The following is a 19,914-nucleotide window of genomic DNA, read 5'->3' on the forward strand; positions in this document are numbered from 1 at the left end:
CCCCCCCCCCCCCCCCCCCCCCGACATTGACCTACATCCATTCCATTGGGAGTTGGAGTTTCCCGAAGTATTCGATCGTTCGAATCCAGGCTTCGACGCATTCATCGGCAACCCACCGTTTCGCGGAGGCAAGAACATCAGCGGAGACCTGGGCCCCACCTACCTATCCTGGCTCAAGTCCAACTACGACTCCGCCGGGGGACAGGCAGATCTCGTCGCATACTTTTTCCAGTGCACCGCAAGAAATCTACGCCACGGCGGAACGGCCGGACTCGTGGCAACCAATACGATTTCACAAGGGGATACCCGCCAAGCAGCACTCGAGCACATCACAAACCTCGGCATGACGATATACTCAGCGACACGCAGGCTTCGCTGGCCGGGACGAGCCGCAGTCAATGTCAGCATCATCCATTTCTACAAGTCAACGATGGGACACACTCCCACGGCAACACTCAACGGCGACACCGTCGAACAAATCACATCATACCTATTTCCGTTCGGCCCAAACATATCACCTCAAAAACTCGGCGAAAACTCCAACATTGCGTTTGCCGGGCCAAAGGTAGACGGAGCAGGCTTCACGTTCGACAACGAGAATGAAGGAGCCACTCCAGTATCAAACGCGATAGATCTTCTCGCCGAGAACCCCCGCAACGCAGAGATCATCAAGCCGTATATCGGCGGACAAGAGATGCTCAGCCACCCGAGCCACATGCATCGAAGGTTCGTGATAGATTTTTCAGATCTGTCACTCGCCGAGGCATTGTGCTGGCCAGAGCTTTTACGAATACTTGAGAACAAAGTCAAGGCGCATCGACAAGCCGGCCGACTTTCAAATCACCCATGGTGGCAATTCGAGAGGACTCGCCCTAAGTTGCGACTCGCCACGGCAAACCTACCTCGAGTACTCATGCACCCATTCACCTCGAGAAATCTCGCCTTTGCTTTCATTCCAAGAGGCACTGTAATCGGAACTCCTCATTCAGTGTTCGCAAGTGACTCGTCCGCATTCTTTGCATGCATCCAAGCCCGGACACATGAGACATGGGCACGCTTCTTTGGATCCACCATGAAGGATGACCTTCGATACACATCCTCTGATTGCTTTGAGACGTTTCCTTTGCCTCGATCGTGGGGTTCCACTCTCGCTCTCGAATCTGCGGGTGAAACTTACTACACCCACCGCGCCGCCCTCATGATCCGCAACGACGAAGGCCTAACCACCACCTACAACCGCTTCCACGACCCCGACGAGACCTCCCCCGACATCCTCCGCCTTCGCGAGCTCCACGACGCAATGGACCGCGCCGTGCTCGATGCCTACGGCTGGACCGACATCCAGCCCCGCTGCGAGTTCCTCCTCGACTACGAGGAAGACGACGACGACGAAACCACCAGCCGCCGCCGCAAGCCCTGGCGCTACCGCTGGCCGGACGAGATCCAGGAGGAGGTCCTCGCCCGCCTGCTCGACCTCAACCAGCAGCGCGCCGAAGAAGAACGCCTCGCCGGTCTCACAGCCGATGGTGGCAAGACCAAGGGCGGCAAGAAGGCGACCAAGGCCGCGAAGGCGAGCAAGGCCAAGGCCGGCAAGAAGACTACGAAGAAGACCACCTCCCCTGTCCCAACGATGTCGTCCGCCCCCGACGACGACGGCGAGTGGAAGACCACCAAGAAGAAGCGCCGCAAGAAGGAGACCGCCTCCGCCAACCTCGAGCTGCTACCGAGCGACGACGATTGATCCTCGCCGACCGTTCACGCTGCCCGGTCGCGACCAACCGAGCATGCGACCGCATCGACTGATTCGACGTTCGAGACCCGCCTGATCCCCTACGTCCCATCCACGCCCCACCCCGCTTCGGTGTCCCCATTGGTTTCACCTCGAGCCCCAACCTCGCAGTGTGGCCTTGACTTGCCGATCCCCATGACGTCTACTCCCCTCGTGGATGATCCCTTCGATGGACGCCCGCGGATCTTCCGCGATCCAATCCACGGCGACATCAAGTGGCCCCGCGATGCCTTCGGCACCTTGATCCGTCGGCTCATCGACGCCCCCGCCTTTCAACGTCTTCGGTCCATCCGACAAAACGGCGTCACCAACCTCGTCTTCCCCGGCGCCGAGCACTCCCGATTCACCCACTCCATCGGCGTCGCCTGGACGGCATCCAAGATGCTCGATGCGATCGTTCGCAACTCCAGGATCCCTCTGCCCCAAGAGACTCGCGAGGACACCATCCTTGCCGCGCTGCTCCACGACGTTGGCCATGGGCCCTTCTCGCACACGCTCGAGGACATCCTTCGACAACTCGGGGTCCCCTTCGATCACGAGGCCATGACGGTTCGCCTTCTCACGGAAGCCGGCTCCCGGATCCACGACCTCCTCGAGGACGGCTCCAGCGGGCGCAGCGAGCGTCTGGCGCAGTACATCGACAAGACGCGTCGGGACGAGAACCACTGGTGGCACACCCTGGTCTCGAGCCAGCTCGACGCCGATCGCCTCGACTACATCCGGCGAGATGCCCGGATGGCCGGCATCGACAATCATCGCCCTGATATCGATCGACTCATCGAGCACCTCGGCTGTGTCGGTGAGGACGTCGTGGTCGACGACCGTGCATTCGACGTGGTGGAGAGCATGCTGCTCGCCCTCGACCACCTCTACGGTGCCGTCTACTTCCACCGTACCGTCCGCGCCGCTACCGAGCTACTCACCTCCACGCTCCGGTGCGCGGCATCGGTGCTCGACGCCTCGATCCCCGCCGACGAGCCCCTGCGGGCGCTGCTGGAGCGCGGACAAGAGATCTCACTCGAGGACTACGAACGTCTATCCGACACCACCGTGTGGTACTTCGTCGACCGCTGGCGCTGGTCCAAGGACGCCTCACTCTCCTATCTGGCCAACCGGCTTTGGAGGCGAGATCTCCCAAAGCCGGTCGTTCTGCCCGAGAGGCTCGAGCAGCACTACCGCATCCGTGATCGCGCGCACGCGCTCGCCACCGAGCGTGTGCCGGGTATCCCGGTCGGGCTCCTGGTGACCCTCGACGAGCCCTCCCGGGTAAACTACCGCCGCTACAAGGGCGAGGAAAGCGGCGATGCCCCCATCCGCATTCGTGACCGCGACCGCGGGCGCATCGTCCCCATCGAGGATGTCGAGCGCAGTATCGTTGCCAAGGTCGAGCGACGTTTCTACAAGCCCAGGCTCTTCGTCCCCCCCGAGATCCACCAAGATCTCCTTCGCTTCATCCGCGACGATGGAGCGCGCCATCCCTGAGCCGCATCATCGCCCCGCATCATCGCCCCGCATCATCGCCCCGCATCGCCCCGCATCCTCGCCATGGCCAACCTCGACGATCTCCGCAACGCCCTCGCTGCCCTGGTGGCGCTCGTCCGTGGCTACTCCCCCCTCCACGGACGGGTTCGGCTCCAGAAGCTGGCCTACCTGCTGCAACGGATGGGGTTCGAGCCCCTGCAGCACGTGCACTTCGCCTATCACCACTATGGCCCCTACTCCGATCAGCTCGCGGGTGTGCTCGACCAAGCGGTGGCCTCGGGCTTGGTGCAAGAGCGCGAGCACACCACCGCAGAACAGCGTCGCCAATTCACCTACGAGATCGACGAGGCCCATGACGATCTGCGCTTGCTCGCGCTCACGGACCGTCAGCGTCAAGCGATTTCGACCTTCCACCATGCCACGAAGCAGACCCACTGGCGCACGCTCGAGCTTGCCGCCACGGTGATCTACCTCGAGCGTCACTCCCGGCTCGACCGAGGTGACGCCCTCGCTCGCGCACTCAAGCTCAAGCCAGCCTGCGCGACCTACCAGGACCAGGCCACGCAGCTCCTCGGCACCCTCGGGCTCTGAGGTCATCCACGGCCCATGCGACGAGGCGCTCGCCGCCGCCATCGTGAAGGCATCCCGCCACCGTTCCCCTGCGCCTGACGTGGTCCAAACGGACCTCCTTGCCTCACCGAACGACCGGGGTCTACCCTAGTGTGCCATTCGAGCGCCTGGACGACCCTGCCCATGACCACCTCCGCCACCGTCCGCGCCTCCCTCGTCGACGCCCTTCGTCTCGACCTCGTGGGCCCCGACCCCACCGACCCCGCCCACGCCCCCCACGCCACCGAGCAGCTCTCGCAGTCCCCCACCAAGTGGTACCTCACGGGCTTCCTCGCCCCGCGCGGAGCGAAGCTCGACGACCGCACCGACGACGAGCCCGACGAGCAGCTCGACGAGCACGAGAAGCACAAGACCCTCGGCGCCGACGAGAACTCCCCCGAGACCGCCGCGGCCCGTCGCGCCTTCTTCCCTTCGTCGATGGGCCTATCGGTGCTCGTCCCCGCCGACGTCGACGCCCTCACCGTCACCGCCCACTGGGGCACCTACGCCCCGATCCTCGATACCTCCAGCGACGCGTCCACCACCGAGCCCACGCCGCCCTCGATCGACGACCGCGTCCCCACCGATGCCCCCTGGCAGCGCACCCCTCACGTCGACACCCTCACCGTCCCGCTCCGGCCCGACACCCACGCCCATCCGCTGCCCACCGATCCACTCCTGCGCATCGTCGTCTCCGTCCGCCCGATCCCCTCCACCAACCTCGTTCCCCCCGGGACGCGCTCGGTCTCCGTGTTCCTCGTCAACGACCGCTCCGCCCGCTCGGGCGGCCGTCGTGACGAGGGCTACGTGTTCCAGGCCGCGCTCGAGCTGTCGGCCCCGCGCCCCTTCGTCCCCCGTCCCGACGGCCGCGGCCACGCGCTCGAGGACTGGGACGAGCAGGTGGCCGACCTCCAGTATCGCGACGACTTCGAGCACGCCGTCGGTCACAACGTCTCGGTCCACGCCACCCTCGACGAGCACGGCGCCTGCCACCGCGTGCGCACGGTATGGATCCCCCGCGCCGAGGTCGAGAAGGTCGAGCCCACCGCACCGCCCAAGCTCGCCGTCGACCTCTCGATGGAGGCCCTTGCCAAGGCACCTTCCGCCGAGGCCATCCGCTCCATGGTGGGCCCGCTCGTCACCGCCTACGGCGACTGGATCGAGGACCAGGTCACCCAGCTTCCCGCCGATCCTGGTCGCCACGAGACCGCACAGCGGCTCCTCGAAGAGGCCCGTGCCGTCCGCGACCGCATCGCCGATGGCCTCGCGGCGCTCGACGACCCCACCGTCCTGCTCGCCTTCACCCTCGCCAACGACGCGATGGCCCGCGCCGCCCGCCAGCGCTTCTCCGTCGAGAAGCAGTGCACCCCCGAGGAGGTCGACCCGCCGCGCTGGCGCCTGTTCCAGCTCGCGTTCGTGCTGATGTGCCTGCGGGGCCTGTCCGAGCCCACCCACCGCGATCGCGCCCTCGTCGACCTCTTGTTCTTCCCCACCGGCGGCGGCAAGACCGAGGCCTACCTGGGGCTGGCCGCGTTCACCCTCGTGCTCCGACGCCTCCGCCACCCGGGCGTGAGCTCGGCCGGGGTGAGCGTGCTGATGCGCTACACCCTGCGTCTGCTCACCCTCGATCAGCTCGGCCGCGCCACCACCCTCATCTGCGCGCTCGAGCTCCTCCGCCAAGACCAGCCCGATCGACTGGGCCCCTGGCCGTTCGAGATCGGCCTGTGGGTCGGCCAGAGCGCCACCCCCAACCGCATGGGCCGCAAGGGCGACAAGGACAAGCACTCGGCCCGCTCCCGCACGCTGGCCTTCGAGCGCAGCTTCGATGGCAAGGGCGACAAGCGCAAGCCCTCACCGATCCCCCTCGAGGACTGCCCGTGGTGCGGCCAGAAGTTCGGGCGCAGCTCGTTCCAGCTGCTGCCCGATGCCGACGCACCGCAGGAGCTTCGCGTGGTCTGCAGCCGCCGCCGGTGCGCCTTCGGGGGCAAGAATCCGCTGCCGGTGATCGCAGTCGACGAGCCGATCTACCGCCGGCTGCCCTGCTTCCTCATCGCCACCGTCGACAAGTTCGCGGGTCTGCCCCGCATCGGTCGCACCGGCGTCCTGTTCGGCCGAGCCCCACGCTACGATGCCCAGGGGTTCTACGGCCCGGCCGAGCCAAGCCAGGGCCGCCCCCTGCCCGCCCCGTTGCCCCCGCCCGACCTGGTGATCCAGGACGAGCTGCACCTCATCTCGGGTCCGCTGGGCACCATGGCAGGCCTGTACGAGACGGCCATCGACGCGCTGTGCACCCGCACCATCGACGATCTGCGCGTGGGTCCCAAGATCGTCGCTTCCACCGCCACCGTCCGCCGCGCCACCCGACAGATCCAGGCCCTGTTCGGTCGCACCGAGGTCGACGTGTTCCCGCCTCCGGGACCCGATCGCCGCGACTCGTTCTTCGCCCGCACCGTCCCCTCCACCGACAAGAACGCTCGCCTCTACGTCGGTGTGGCCGCTCAGGGCCAGAGCGCCAAGAAGGTGCTGCTGCGGGTCTACCTGGCCCTGGCCGCGGCAGCCCAGCACGCATGGGAGGAGCACGGCGGAGCCAAGGCCGAGCGCAACCCGGCCGACCCCTACATGACGCTGCTGGGCTACTTCAACTCGCTGCGCGAGCTCGGAGGAAGCCGGCGGATCGTCGAGGACGAGGTCAACGCTCGACTACGCCTCTATCATCGACGCCGCCGCGTGGGCGAGGAACGCGGCCCCTTCAGCCGCCGAACCATTCAGGACTTCCCGCTCGAGCTGACCTCGCGCGTCCCCACCAACGAGGTGGCCGAGACCAAGCAGCGCCTGGCCCTGCCGTTCCGCGACAAGGCCCACATCGACGTGGCCCTGGCCACCAACATGATCTCGGTGGGTCTGGACATCCCCCGCCTGGGATTGATGGTCGTGCAGGGCCAGCCCAAGACCGCCGCCGAGTACATCCAGGCCACCTCTCGCGTGGGCCGCGACGACTCCCGACCGGGTCTGGTGGTCACGCTCCTCAACATCCATCGCCCCCGCGACCGCTCGCACCTCGAGCGCTTCGCCGCCTGGCACCGCGTGTTCTACCGCGCCGTGGAGGCAACCTCGGTCACCCCGTTCTCGCCCCGCGCCCTCGACCGTGGATTGGCGGCCGTCACGGTGGCGCTGGCTCGTCTGAAAGTGCCCGAGCTCACCGCCCCGGCGCAAGCGGTGGCCATGGCGCGCATGCGCAAGGACGTGGCCCACGTGCCACGGACGCTGGCCAACCGTGCCCAGCACCACGACCCCACCTTGCCCACGCCCGAGCAGACCGCGCTCGGGCAGCGCGTTCACGCCCAGGTCGAACGGATCCTGGAGGACTGGGCCGAGCTCGCGACCCGCAACCAGCAGACCGGCTCGGGCCTGCAGTACGCCAAGGAGATGGGCTCGTACCCTGCCCTGCTCGCCGATCCACTCGATGCTGGCGTGGGCCATCGCGAGTTTCGGGCCCCGTGGAGCCTGCGCGACGTGGAGCCCTCGGCCAACCTATGGGTCCGCCACCCCGATGGCCGCGACGAGCTCGAGGAGGACGACCGATGAGCCCCACCCCCAAGTCTTCCGTCGGCCAGATCCGTCAGTCACAGATCGTGACCACCTTTGGTCCGGGTGCGTTGGTCGATCTGCCCGACCACTCGGTGATCGTGGGCGGCCTCGACCACTGGGCCGGCGAGATGCGACCGATCCGCGAGGATCGGCTCACCACCAAGATCGCCGAGGTGCTCGGCGTGTCGGAGGTGACCCTGCGTGCGCCCCCAGTGGACAGCGACTCGCCCCATGCGGCCACCAGCGGGATCACCACCTTCACGTTTCCCGCCTGGTTCCTGGCGCAGTACCAGGACGAGCTGCCCGACGGAGGCCGCACCCGACCGCTGGTACACTGGAACGCGCTCGAGAAGCGACGCTTCCTGGGCCCCGATCGCAAGCGCCACGCAGTGGTTCCGGTGCGCTTCGTACGGGCGTGTCCCAATGGCCACATCGATGACATCGACTGGATCGGGTTCGCGCACCGCGACTATCACACCGCCTGCCGCGGGCAGCTGTGGCTCGACGAGCACGGCACCACCGGTGATCTCGCCGAGCTGCAGGTGCGCTGTGAGGCCTGCAAGGCAACCCGCCCTCTGTCGGCGCTCAAGGGCGCCGAGGGTCATGCCCTGGGCAGTTGCAACGGGAAGCGCCCATGGCTGGGCCGTTCGGCCCGCGAGGACTGCGTGGGCGGCAAGGACGACAGGCCCCACCACGCCCGTCTGCTCACCCGCTCGGCCTCCAATGCCTACTTCTCACAGACGCTGAGCGTCATCTCGCTGCCCGAGCCCGACGAGCGCCTGCGCAACGCCGTCGACCTGGTCTGGGAGGACTTCCTGCAGTACTGCGAGGACCTTGGCGACGTCGAGCGAGAGCGTCGCAAGCAGAAGGTGGCCCAGGCGCTGGTGGGGCTCTCCGACGACTTGGTGTGGCAGGAGCTGCAGCGCCGTCGTGGGGTCGAGACCACGCAGACCCGCGGGATCAAGCAGGCCGAGCTCGAGACCCTCCTGTCCGACGAGCTGGGCCGCGATGATCCCTCCGAGTCGTTCTATGCCACGGTGCGCTCGCTCGATGGCCTACCGGAGGTGCTGGTCCCCATCGTCGAGCGCATCGTGCTCGTGCACCGCCTACGCGAGGTGACGGCCCAGATCGGCTTCACTCGCTTCGAGGCCGCCATGACCGATGCCGATGGCGAGCTCGACCTCGATGTGCGACGTGCAGCGCTCAGCCTCGACTGCCCCTGGGTCCCCGCTACCGAGCAACGCGGCGAGGGCGTGTTCGTGGCCATACGGCCCGAGGCCATCCGCCAGTGGCTACGACGCCGCGCCGTGATCGCCCACGGCCGTCGGCTCGAGGAGGGATTCTCCGCCTGGAAGCAGGCCCACGGCCGCGATCGAGCCCGCTTCCCCGGCCTGCCCTACGTGATGCTGCATTCCCTGGCGCACCTGCTCATCACCGCGGTCGCTCTCGAGTGCGGCTACTCGGCCAGCTCGATCCGAGAGCGCGTCTACGCGACGGGATCGGGCTGCGGGATCCTGCTCTACACCGCCACCCCGGGCGCCGAAGGAACCCTCGGCGGCCTGGTGGAGGTGGGCCGGCGGATCGAGCGTCACCTGCTCACTGCGCTCGACATGGGGCGCCTTTGCAGCAACGACCCCGTCTGCGCCGGCCACGAGCCCAATGCGACGTTCGAGCAGCGGTTCCTGCATGGCGCCGCCTGTCACGGCTGCCTGCTCATCGCCGAGACCAGCTGCGAGCAACGCAACGAGCTGCTCGACCGTGCCCTGGTCATCCCCACCGTCAGCGTGCCCGACGCTGCGTTCTTCGCAGGAATCAGCATCAGCGCAGCCGACGTATCCGAGCTGCCCGCGGCTCCCGATGCCCCGGTGGACCCGCGACTTTCTGCTCCGATTCCGACCGAGCTCGACCTCGAAGACTTCGACGAGCCGTGGCAGCCGTTCGTTGCTCGGCTCGCCGCCCACGACGAGCTCCGGCTCGAGGCCGGCGGCGAGGTGGCCGACGACCGCGGGCGCGTCATCGGTCGTACCGTGATCCGCATACAGGCCGGATCCAAGCTCGTGCACGTGCTCGACGCCCACGACCCCGAGTCCGAGGCGGTCGCCGCACTGCTGCACGCCCGAGGTGCCCGGGCCATCCTGCTGACCCCTGACGCCGATCCGAGCCCCGCGCTCCTGGAGTGACCCAATGGCCGTGATGTTCGCCGACACGTTCTTCCTGTCCGTGGGCAAGCTCGAGCCCCGCGACCAAGCGCGTGCGATCGACTTCGTCAACCGTTTCCAGGCCAATCCTGCCAACCCCGGGACCAGCCTCGAGCGTCTCACCGGGCGCTCGCGCGATCTGTGGAGCGGTCGAATCACCCGGGACCTGCGCTGCATCCTCCACCAGGATGGAGAGCACTGGGCGCTCTTGTACGCCGACCATCACGACGAAGCCTATCGCTGGGCCGAGCGGCGCCGCGTCGGCCGACACCCGGTGACGGGGATCATCCAGGTGGTGGAGACGGTGGAGGCCGTTCCCGAGGTGCAGCGCGTGGTCGAGGCTGCCCCCGCGGATGCGCCGCTCTTGCTCGAGGCGCACGACGATGCGTACCTGCTGAGCCTGGGCGTGCCGGAGGACTGGCTGCCCACGCTGCGCAAGGTGGTCGACGAGGACCAGCTCCTCGTCGTCATCGACAAGCTGCCGCCCGACGTGGCGGAGCGCCTGCTGGCCCTGGCGGCGGGAGACCTACCCACTCCCCCCGCCCCGGTGGCCGCCGATGCACCGCTGCTGGATCATCCCGACGTTCGACGGCGCTTCTTCGTGTCCGAGGACTCGGACGAGCTCCTGCGCGCGCTCGAGGCCCCCATGGAGCGCTGGATTGCGTTCCTGCACCCCTCGCAGCGCGCCCTGGTCGAGGGCGACTACAAGGGCCCGGTCAAGGTCAGCGGCTCGGCCGGCACGGGCAAGACCGTGGTGGCGATGCATCGGGCCCGGCACCTGGCTCGCCAGGGGCAGCGCGTATTGCTGACCAGCTTCGTCAAGACCTTGTGCAAGAACATCGAGCAAGCGCTCGGGATCCTGTGCTCGCCAACGGAGCGTGAGCGGATCACCGTGTCGACGGTGCATGCGCAGGCATTGTCGCTGCTGCGCAGGGTCGAGCCACGGATCCAGCCGGCCTCGGAATCGGCCATCGACGACCTCCTGGTCGAGCTGCAGCGCCGTGAGGCCCCTGGCTTTTCGCTCGAGTTCGTGCGCTCCGAGTGGTCGGCCGTCGTGCAGGCTCAGGGGCTGCGGACATGGGCCGAATATCGCACGGCACGGCGTACGGGACGGGGCACGCCGCTGTCCACGAGTGACCGCAAGACCCTGTGGAAGGTGTTCACCGGAGTACACGCGCGACTGGCTTCGACCGGGCTGCTGGACTGGCCGGGCGTGTGCCGCAAGGTGGCCGACCGACTCGAGGCCGGCGAGCTGCAGTCGCCCTTCGACGCGGTCATCGTGGACGAGGTCCAGGACCTCTCGCCTCCCGAGCTGCGCCTAGTGGCCGCGTCGTGTGCCGAGCATCCGGGCCATCTGATGGTCGTGGGTGACGTGGGTCAGCGGATCTACCCGGGCGGAGGAGGCCTCTCCAAGCATGGCATCGCCGTACGCGGGCGCTCGCACGTGCTCGAGCTCAACTACCGCACCACCGAGCAGATCCGTCGCACGGCCGACCGCATGCTGGGCGTGATCGACGACGAGGACCAGGATCGAACGCGACGCGATCGAACGCGCAGCTTGCTGCGGGGGCCCACGCCCGTGTTGCAGGGCTACGCGAACGTGACCCAGGAACACCTTGGTGCGGTGGAACGAGTGCGTGCGTGGATCTCCGAGGGCCTGCAGCCGGAGGAGCTCGCCGTCTTCGCCCGAACGAAGCGAGTGCTCGACGAGGTGGACGCCGCGCTACACGAGGCTGGTGTACCGACACGGCGGCTGGCGGATGATGAGCGCCCACCACGAGGTGTGGTCAGACTCGGCACGATGCACCGAGCCAAGGGGCTCGAGTTCAAGGCCGTGCTGCTGGTCGGCTGTACCCGAGGGCAGGTCCCCAGCGAAGGGCTGTTACGGCACCTCGGCGATCCTCAGGATCGCGAGCAAGCCGAGGACCGCGAGCGAAGGCTCTTGTACGTGGCCATGACGCGAGCCAGGGACGAGCTGATGCTGAGCTGGGCAGGTGCGCCAAGCCCGTTCCTCGACGGGCTGAGCCACGAGGGTGGCCCAACCTGACGACCCGCTGCGGTGGCACGAGTACAACCCCGTGCTACCGTCCCCCGGCCCATGGTCTACATCTCCAAGGTCTACACCAAGGCCGGCGACGCCGGCGACACCATGCTCGCCAGCGGCGGACGGGTGCGCAAGCACGCGGCCCGCCTCGAGGCGTACGGCACCGTCGACGAGCTCAATGCGTGCGTCGGCCTCATCCGCATCGAGCTGGCTCGCGAGCCTCGGCGCCAGGGCGCCGAGGTGGTCCTCGACGAGATGGACGCCCAGCTCGCGCGGATCCAGCAGGAGCTGTTCAACCTCGGCGCGGAGCTGTCCACCGCCGATGTCGAGGAGCCCAAGCTGCGGATCGATCCTCGCCACGTCGAGCGGCTCGAGAAGGAGCTCGACGCCTGGAACGGCCCGCTGCCGCCGCTGGGCAGCTTCATCCTCCCCGGCGGCGGCCCGGTGGGCGCGAGCTGCCACCTCGCACGCACGGTGTGCCGCCGGGCCGAGCGGGTGGCGTTTCGGCTGGCCGACACCGAGGGCGAGCGGGTGCGCCCCGAGGCGCTGCGCTACCTGAACCGCCTCAGCGACTACCTGTTCGTGCTCGGCCGCGCGGTGGCCCACCGCCTCGAGTACGAAGAGCCGCTGTGGCACCCAGCCTCGACCTGAGCCCGCACCCGACCACTTCCGCCCAGCCGCGAGCCCGCAGATGCCAGCGCTTCGCAAGTTCCGCTACGAGTTCCCCATCATGGAACCCCACTTCCTCGAGGCACCCTCGCCCAAGGCAGTGGTGGCGTTCCTGCGGCGAACCTACCCGCACAACTACGACGAGGTCGTGCCCACGCTGGTCGAGATCCCCATGTGGCCGGAGTTCTGGAAGGTCCTCGACGACGGCGGCCGGGTGATCCCCCGAACGCAGCGCCAGGACTGACGCCACCAGCCCGCCGCTGGCCCATCCGCCGCGTTCGCTCCGAGTTCGCTCCGAGCCCGCACCACCCGCCCCGCTCGTGCGCCCTCACCCGGCGGGGATGAACTCCTCGCACGCGGTGTCGATGGTCTCGATCGCATCGTGGAAGAGCGGCACGTAGTCGGGCTCGCACACCGAGGCCCAAGATCCGTAGGGAAACGACTCGGCCCACTGCCGCAGCCGCACGGCAGGGTTGGCCCCGCTGTTGTCGACGGGATCGAACGGCGCACACACGGCCCCGGGCAGATCGGAGTCGCCGATCAGCGCCAGCACCACCACCGAGCCCTCGTGGCCACCCTGGAGCTGCACCAGCACGTCCTTCCACTGCGGCGGGTCGCCCAGGGAGGCCAGCGAGTCGTCCTCGTCGGTGACCACGGTGACCACGAGCAAGGCATCGTCGCGCAGGAAACCCTCGTTGCAGCCGCCGGGCTGGGCGAGCTCGCCGAGCGCAGCGGACAGCGCCTGCATGGGCCGCTCGTTGGGCTCGCCCTCGATCCCCACCGAGGCCATGCACTGGAAGCTCCCGCTGGGATCGGGATCGCCAGACAGCAAGTAACGCCGCCCCGCGGGCAGCCCACAGGGCACGCCGCTGCCGCTGGTCACCCGCCCCGCCCCCAGCCTGGCGTCGCATGGCACGTCGGAGAACGGAGCGCACGGCTGCGAGTTGCACTCGCAGTTGCAGCCGGCCGGACAGTTGGCCCCGCACCACAGCCCGCAATCGAACGAGTTGTACATGGCCTCGTAGCACGGCCAGCCGTCGCCGATGTCGGTGTCGATCACCAGCACCCGATAGTCGTCGCCCGCGAGCACGGCCTCGATCTCGGCGATGAAGCTGGGAAAGCTGGCCAGCAGGCTCTGCTGCTCGTCGTACATGGAGGCGGAGTTGTCGACCACGAACACGAGATCGATCTTGTCGCAGCGCATGGGCTGTAGCGGCAGGTCGAGACCACCCCCGAGGTCGAGGCGCTCGGCGGTGTCGCCCGCATCGAGCGTGCCGTCGAGGGTCGACATGGGGAGCGTGACGACCGGTCCCGAGGTGCCCGAGTCCGGCCGCGCCTCGTCCCCGCCTCCACACGCACCGAGCATCACGCCCAGCACCGAGCCACCAACGACGAACCGACCACGCATGACGAGCATCGTACGGCCAAAATCGACCCATGCGAGCGCGAAGCGAGCACGACGCTTCGCGCTCGCAGCCGGCCGCCCGTCGATGAATTTCGGCCGATTTCGCTGGATATTGCAGTTTCTTTCACCACGGCTCTAGCCACCACGCGCACCGATCGACGGGTCGCCTCGTGCACCCCCACCCCGTCCTTTCACGCACTTGGTGGCCGCATCGCGCTTGGCACATCGCTTGCTCCACCCATGCCGCGATGACCACGAACGATGCGACCGCCGAGCGTACCCTCGACCCCTGGCACTGGCTGGAGACCCGCGACGACGACGGCGTGATCATCCGCGTGGCGCGAACGTGGGAGGACGCCGAGGCGGCACGCCGGCTGATCCGCGACGCGTGGGCCGTCGAGGACGGCGAGCGCTACTTCTACGGGGCGTTCGACGACGCCAAGACCCTGTTCGAGACGGTCATCGTCCCCAGCACCCGCAGCGGCGACCTGCGCGAGCTCGACGCGATCTGCGTGCTGGTCGACGCGGTGGACGAGCACGGCCGAACCATCAGCGTGGGGACGTTCAGCCTGGTGCTCGACCACGAGGCGCGCACGGTCGAGATCGGTCGCGGGGCGGTCGCTTCGGCGTGGCAGCGCCGGCAGCTCCCGGCGCGCGCGCTCCGGCCCATGCAGCGCCTGCTGGGCACGATCCCCGAGTACGCCGCGATCACCGACGCAACCACCCTCGCCCGCGGCGCCAAGGCGACCGCCGATGCGCTGGGCCTGCACACGGTGGCGCTGCACCCCAGCAACTTCACGGTGCAGGCCAACGCCGTCGCCCCCTGGCACGCACGCCTGCACGAGCGCCGCGGCGCCGCGCTGGCCCAGGCACTGCTGCGTCGCTCGGACCGCACCGGGCTCGGCCGCTTCACCACCAGCCATCACTGCCGCCTGCCCCGTGAGCTCCGTCCGCCGATGCCGGTGCTCACCGCGGCCCAGATGCCGTTCTTCGCCCACACGTGCCGGGTGTCGCAGCTCCACGAGACCCTCGAGGGCGCGCCCACGCAGCGGGCTCGGCTGCGCAAGACGAAGATCAGCGATCGGATCCACACCGCGACCCGCACCGTCGTCGACCCCCACCCCGGGGTCGACGTTCGGGCCAGCGTGACCGCAGCGGCGGCAGAGGGCTTCGAGACCCTGGTGGTGCAGGTCCCGTGCGATGCGCAGCACCGGCCGCTGTGCGAGCGCCTCGAGCTCACCGGGGCGATCCTCGGCGGCGTGTTCGTCGACGCCCACGGCTGCTGGCGCGCCAGCTACACGCTGCCGACCACCGAGGAGCACGCGGCCCAGGTGCGCCGCGACCTGGCGGTGGTCGCCGAGCACGAGGCGCTCGACGGCGAGGCCGCCCCCCTGCTGCGGCTGGTCCATGCGTACGTGACCCACACGAACTCCACGCTCGAGCAGGCCTCGTGAGCGGGGTGTGCACGAGCGCCGGCGGCCGCGGCGAGGCTCAGCGCCAGGGCCCGGGTGCGTCGGCGGGCATCACCCCCGCCTCCCGCATGCGCTGCACCAGCCGCTCGATCGCCCGCCGCCCCTCGTCTCCCAGCGAGGCCGAGAACGCGTTGACGTAGAGCTCGATGTGCCGGCGACAGACGTCGTCGGACAGCTCCTGCGCGTGCGCACGCACGTAGGGGCGCGAGGCGTCGGGGTCGGCCCAGGCGGCCTCCACCGAGGCGCGCAGGCCCTGCTGCACGGCGTCGATGGTGGCCGCCGGTAGCTCGCGCCGCGCCACGATCACGCCGAGCGGCAGCGGCAGCCCGGTGTCGGCCTCCCAGCGCTCCCCGAGATCGGCCACCAGCGCAAGACCGTGATCGGGATAGGTGAAGCGGCTCTCGTGGATCACCAGGCCCGCGTCGACCTCACCGGCCGCGAGGGCGGGCATGATCTCGTCGAAGCGCATCACCACCCGCCGCACGCTGGCGGGACCGAAGATCCGCAGGAGCAGGTTGGCGGTGGTCGCCTCGCCGGGGATCGCCACGCGAGCCCCCGCGAGCTCGCCGAGGCCGACGCGCGAGCGGTCGTCCGCTCGCCGCAGCACGAGCGGCCCGCAGCCCCGGCCGAGCGCGGCGCCAGCATCGAGCACGGCATGATCGGCGGTGAGCCGACCGAGGGCCGCCACGCTGACCTTGGTGACCGACAGCGGCGGCCGCGAGTCGAGCCCGAGCGCCCGGCGGTTGAGCACCTCGATGTCGTCCATCTCGACCGACAAGCGCAGGCCGCCCGCGTCGACCCGACCGTGCACCAGCGCGTCGAACATGAAGGTGTCGTTGGGGCACGGCGAGAAGCCCAGGGACAGCACGGCGGGGGACGACACGGCAGGCTCGGACATGGGTCACCCAGTGGCGCGTTCACGACGCAGGCGGCAGCAGCCAGTCCATCGCCTCGTGCAGCCGCGACAGCGCCCCCTCGAGGTCCCACCCGGCCAGATCGCGATTGCCGGTGCGGTTGCTGATGACCCGCAGCTGGGCCCAGGGCACGCCGAACGCCGCGCACACGGCCCCCACGGCGGCCCCCTCCATGGTCTCCACCGCCACCCCGGGGCACGCGGCCATGCGCTCGTCGGCGCGTCGATCGGTGCCCGAGCAGGTGGAGACGGTGGCGCCGACGACCCGCCGCAGGCCGCGACCGAGACGGGCGTCGAGCACGTCGGTGAGCATCATGTCGGCCACGTAGGGCCCGCGCTCGCCCAGGCTCAGATCCTCGAGCGCGAGGAAGCCCCCGGGGGTGATGACGCCCTCGTCGGCGAGCCAGTCGGCGGTGACCAGGCAGACCTCGCCGACCTCGGGGCCGCGAGGGTAGGCCCCGGCCACCCCGAACAGCACCACCGCCTCGGGCCGATCGGCAAGCATGCGCTCGGTGAGCGTCATGGTGGCGGCGACCTTGCCCACGCCCAGCCCAAGCGTGCGAGGATCGCTGGCCCACGGCTCGCCCTCCCGCGCGGCGGCGTAGACGTAGAGCGTCAGCACGTGGGTCCTCCTTCCCGCACGACGCCACCTAGGGCTTGTTGCACACGCAGATGTGGTCGTTGGCGGTGGCGTCGTCGCAGGTGGTCGCCACGTCGATGGACGCGCAGTCGCTGGCGGTGTTGGTGAAGGTCTCGGCGCAGGTGGCCCCGAACATCATGCACATCGCGTCGCAGCTGGTCATGCCCAGCGTGGCGTTGAACGAGCAGGTGGTGGGGGTCTCCTCGCACGGGATGTAGCCGGGCACGGCCCCGAACAGGTCGTCGCAGACCCCCGGCATGCCGCCGCTGCTGCTGTCGCCGGACTCGGTCATCGGCGGCGGCTCGCCCGAGCTGCTGCCATCGGCCGGCAGGGTGGTCGAGCTGCTGCCGGACGACGAGCCCCCGTCGCTGCCGCTGTCGGTGCCGGTCCCGGCCTCGGTGTCGCTGCCGGTGCCGCCGCCGAGATCGGAATCCTCGTAGCACTTGCCGGCCAGCTCGGCCGCGCGATCGTGCCAGCGCTTGCCGTTGGGACAGCTCTCGTCGGGGAACGTGCACAGGTTGTTGGGCTCGCACACGCCGCCCTCGCCCCCCTCGTCGATGCAGTTCTGATCCTCGAGGCAGGTGAAGACCGAGACGACGTTGAGGTTGCAGCCCACCGCCCACCCGAGCAGCAGACCCAGGCCGGTGTGGAGGGCGACGCGAGGGATCCGCGGACGATCGAAGGCACGCATGTCGGGCACCGCCGCAATCGTGCCAACAAACGCCCCCAGACGCGAGCGCGGTCGGGCCAGGGGGTCAGGCGAGCATGGCCAGGGGCTGCTCGAGCAGGCCACGCATGGTGGCCAGGAACTTGGCGCCGGTGGCCCCGTCCATCACGCGGTGATCGCAGGCCAGGGTCATCTTCATGCGCTTGCCCACCCCGACCTGGCCGTCCACGACCACCACGGTGTCGGCGATGGCCCCCACCGCCAGGATCGCACCCTCACCGGGGTTGATGACGGCCGAGAACTCGTCGATGCCGAACATGCCGAGGTTGGACACGGTGAAGGTGCTGCCGCTCATCTCCTGCGGGGCGAGCTTCTTGTCGCGCCCGCGCAGGCCCAGGTCGCGAGCCTGCTCGGCGAGCTCGCGCAGGCCCTTCTGATCGGCGTGGCGCACCACGGGCACGATGAGCCCCTCGTCCACCGCCACCGCGACGCCGAGGTGCACGTTGCCGCGGCGCACCACGGTCTGTCCGTCCCAGTAGGCATTGACCTCGGGGTGGACGCGCAGCGCTCGCGACGCAGCCATGAGCACGAGGTCGTTGAAGCTCACCTTGGCCTCGATGGCCGACTTGAGCTGATCCCGCAGGGCGACCGCGCGATCCATGTCGACGACGGTGGTGAGGTAGAAGTGCGGGATCTCGGCGTTGGCCTGGCTCATGCGCCGCGCAATGGCCTTGCGCATCTGCGAGAGCTTGACCGGCTCGTCGGGGCGCACGAGCAGCGGACGGCCCGATGCGTCGAGCTCGACGCCGGCCGGCACCGACGCGGCCGCGGGCGCGGCCCCGGGGGCCGCCGCTCGGCCGGCCGCCGCGGCCTCCACGTCGGTCTTGATGACGCGACCATGCGGCCCGCTGCCGGTGATCGACGACAGCTCGATCCCATGCTCGCGCGCCAGCCGACGCGCGAGCGGAGAGGCGGCGATGCGACCCGGGGCTCGATCCCCCTCGGCCGGGGACGCGGGCGGGGCCGGCGTGGCGGAGGGGGCCGGCGCAGCGGCGGCTTCGGTCGGAGCCGCCGCCGGCTCGGGCGCAGGCTCGGGCGCCGCCTTGGCCGCTGGCTCGGGCGCCGCCTCGGCCGGAGCCGCCGTCGCACCGCCGCTGCCGTGGGCCGCGAGGGCCGCCTCGACGTCCTCGCCCGGCTTGCCGAGCACCGCGATCGGCGTGCCGATCGCCATCGTCTCGCCCTCGGGGGCGAGCAGACGCAGCACCACCCCGGCGTCGAACGACTCGAATTCCATCGTGGCCTTGTCGGTCTCGATCTCGGCGATCAGCTGACCGCGCTTGACCTTGTCGCCCTCGGCGACGTGCCACTTGGCGATGACGCCCTCCTCCATGGTGTCGGAGAGTCGGGGAAGCTCGACGATCTTGGCCATCGTTGTTGGTGTCCTTCGGTGCGGTCTACACGCGAACGTATGCGATTCTTTTGATCGCCTCGGCGGCGCGCTCGGGGCTGGGGATCACCAGGTTCTCCAGGTTCTCCGCGTAGGGCATGTTGACGTCCTCGTAGCAGACCCGCTCCACGGGAGCATCGAGGTGGTCGAAGGCCAGCCGCTGGATCCGGTCGGAGATCTCGGCTCCGGTGCCGCCGTACGGCCAGCCGTGATAGACGAGCACGGCGCGGTTGGTCTTGCGCACCGAGGTCAGCACGGCCTCGTCGTCGAGCGGCCGCAGGGTCCGCAGGTCGATGACCTCGCACTGCAGACCGTCGGCCTCGCACAGCTGCGCGGCGGCCAGGGCCACGGCGACCCCCTGCCCCCAGGTGATCACGGTGACGTCGTCGCCGGGCCGCTTGATGTCGGCCTTGCCGATCGGGATCAGGTACTCCTCGTCGGGCACCTCGCCCTTGACCGAGTACATCACCTCGCTCTCGAAGAAGATCACGGGGTTGTCGTCACGGATGGCGGACTTGAGCAGGCCCTTGGCGTCGTAGGGGGTGGCGACCGAGATCACCTTCACCCCCGGGAACCCGCAGTAGAAGCTCTCGAACGCCTGGCTGTGGGTGGAGCTGAGCATGTGCGCGGCCGCGTTGGGCCCGCGGAACACGATCGGCAGCGTGAATTGCCCGTTGGAGAGGTGCCGCAGCTTGGCCGCGTTGTTCAGGATCTGATCGAAGGCCACGGCCGAGAAGTTGAAGGTCATGAACTCGATGATCGGGCGCAGCCCCGCCATCGCAGCCCCGACCCCCACCCCGGCAAAGCCGGCCTCGGCGATCGGGGTGTCGACCACCCGCTTCTCGCCGTACTTCTTCAGCAGGCCCTCGGTGACCTTGTAGGCCCCGTCGTAGTAGCCGACCTCCTCGCCCATGACGAACACGCGGTCGTCACGGCCCATCTCCTCGTCGATGGCGGCGCGCAGCGCCTCGCGGATCTGAAGCAGTGGCAT

The 19,914-nt window shown here is 69.1% G+C and carries 15 protein-coding genes and 1 pseudogene; 10 read left to right on the top strand and 6 right to left on the bottom strand.

The genetic code is table 11. The features are described from left to right. Positions 1–25: 25 nt before the first annotated feature. The 9 genes and pseudogenes from OEB96_RS46600 to OEB96_RS04020 form a co-directional block, all read left to right on the top strand. Positions 26–1,120, top strand: a pseudogene (locus OEB96_RS46600) (type IIL restriction-modification enzyme MmeI); the annotation flags it as partial. Positions 1,121–1,198: 78 nt separating this feature from the next. Then, on the top strand, positions 1,199–1,741 hold the full coding sequence (locus tag OEB96_RS03985) for a hypothetical protein (protein WP_266214088.1): 543 nt from the start codon (positions 1,199–1,201) through the stop codon (positions 1,739–1,741). A gap of 183 nt (positions 1,742–1,924) precedes the next feature. Then, positions 1,925–3,271 (top strand): HD domain-containing protein, encoded by a 1,347-nt coding sequence (locus OEB96_RS03990; RefSeq protein ID WP_266214089.1) that lies wholly within the window; start codon positions 1,925–1,927, stop codon positions 3,269–3,271. Between the two features lie 63 nt (positions 3,272–3,334). Continuing rightward, entirely contained in the window at positions 3,335–3,862 is a 528-nt protein-coding gene (locus tag OEB96_RS03995) for a hypothetical protein (RefSeq protein WP_266214090.1), read from the top strand. 162 nt (positions 3,863–4,024) lie between these two features. Then, positions 4,025–7,465 (top strand): DISARM system helicase DrmA, encoded by a 3,441-nt coding sequence (drmA, locus tag OEB96_RS04000; RefSeq protein ID WP_266214091.1) that lies wholly within the window; start codon positions 4,025–4,027, stop codon positions 7,463–7,465. Further along, positions 7,462–9,648, top strand: coding sequence for a DUF1998 domain-containing protein (drmB, locus tag OEB96_RS04005; RefSeq protein WP_266214092.1), 2,187 nt, complete (start codon positions 7,462–7,464; stop codon positions 9,646–9,648). Before drmA ends, drmB begins: the two co-directional genes overlap by 4 nt. A gap of 4 nt (positions 9,649–9,652) precedes the next feature. Then, the gene (locus OEB96_RS04010) at positions 9,653–11,713 is read left to right on the top strand and encodes a 3'-5' exonuclease (protein WP_266214093.1); all 2,061 of its coding nucleotides are present in this window, start codon (positions 9,653–9,655) and stop codon (positions 11,711–11,713) included. Between the two features lie 51 nt (positions 11,714–11,764). Further along, entirely contained in the window at positions 11,765–12,361 is a 597-nt protein-coding gene (locus OEB96_RS04015) for a cob(I)yrinic acid a,c-diamide adenosyltransferase (protein WP_266214094.1), read from the top strand. Between the two features lie 79 nt (positions 12,362–12,440). Further along, a complete protein-coding gene (locus OEB96_RS04020; protein ID WP_266214095.1) occupies positions 12,441–12,623 on the top strand; it encodes a hypothetical protein in 183 nt (60 codons plus the stop codon). Between the two features lie 84 nt (positions 12,624–12,707). On the opposite strand, the gene OEB96_RS04025 is transcribed toward OEB96_RS04020, so the two are convergent. Further along, entirely contained in the window at positions 12,708–13,787 is a 1,080-nt protein-coding gene (locus tag OEB96_RS04025; protein ID WP_266214096.1) for a hypothetical protein, read from the bottom strand. Between the two features lie 245 nt (positions 13,788–14,032). Here OEB96_RS04025 and OEB96_RS04030 point away from each other — a divergent pair, with 245 nt between their 5' ends. Then, positions 14,033–15,238, top strand: coding sequence for a hypothetical protein (locus OEB96_RS04030; RefSeq protein ID WP_266214097.1), 1,206 nt, complete (start codon positions 14,033–14,035; stop codon positions 15,236–15,238). Positions 15,239–15,275: 37 nt separating this feature from the next. On the opposite strand, the gene OEB96_RS04035 is transcribed toward OEB96_RS04030, so the two are convergent. Genes OEB96_RS04035 through OEB96_RS04055 form a run of 5 tightly spaced genes read right to left on the bottom strand, consistent with a single transcriptional unit; the run spans position 15,276 to position 19,914 of the window. Further along, positions 15,276–16,154: a 1,4-dihydroxy-6-naphthoate synthase gene (locus OEB96_RS04035; RefSeq protein ID WP_266214098.1), complete on the bottom strand. Its 879-nt coding sequence runs from the start codon at positions 16,152–16,154 to the stop codon at positions 15,276–15,278. A 19-nt stretch (positions 16,155–16,173) separates the two neighbouring features. Next, complete coding sequence (gene mqnB, locus OEB96_RS04040; protein ID WP_266214099.1) at positions 16,174–16,791, bottom strand: futalosine hydrolase; 618 nt, start codon at positions 16,789–16,791, stop codon at positions 16,174–16,176. Between the two features lie 28 nt (positions 16,792–16,819). Continuing rightward, the gene (locus OEB96_RS04045) at positions 16,820–17,509 is read right to left on the bottom strand and encodes a hypothetical protein (RefSeq protein WP_266214100.1); all 690 of its coding nucleotides are present in this window, start codon (positions 17,507–17,509) and stop codon (positions 16,820–16,822) included. Between the two features lie 55 nt (positions 17,510–17,564). Continuing rightward, positions 17,565–18,905: a dihydrolipoamide acetyltransferase family protein gene (locus tag OEB96_RS04050; protein WP_266214101.1), complete on the bottom strand. Its 1,341-nt coding sequence runs from the start codon at positions 18,903–18,905 to the stop codon at positions 17,565–17,567. A 25-nt stretch (positions 18,906–18,930) separates the two neighbouring features. Then, entirely contained in the window at positions 18,931–19,914 is a 984-nt protein-coding gene (locus OEB96_RS04055) for a pyruvate dehydrogenase complex E1 component subunit beta (protein WP_266214102.1), read from the bottom strand.

The sequence above is a fragment of the Paraliomyxa miuraensis genome (assembly GCF_026337845.1).
Lineage (GTDB): Bacteria > Myxococcota_A > Polyangia > Nannocystales > Nannocystaceae > Paraliomyxa > Paraliomyxa miuraensis.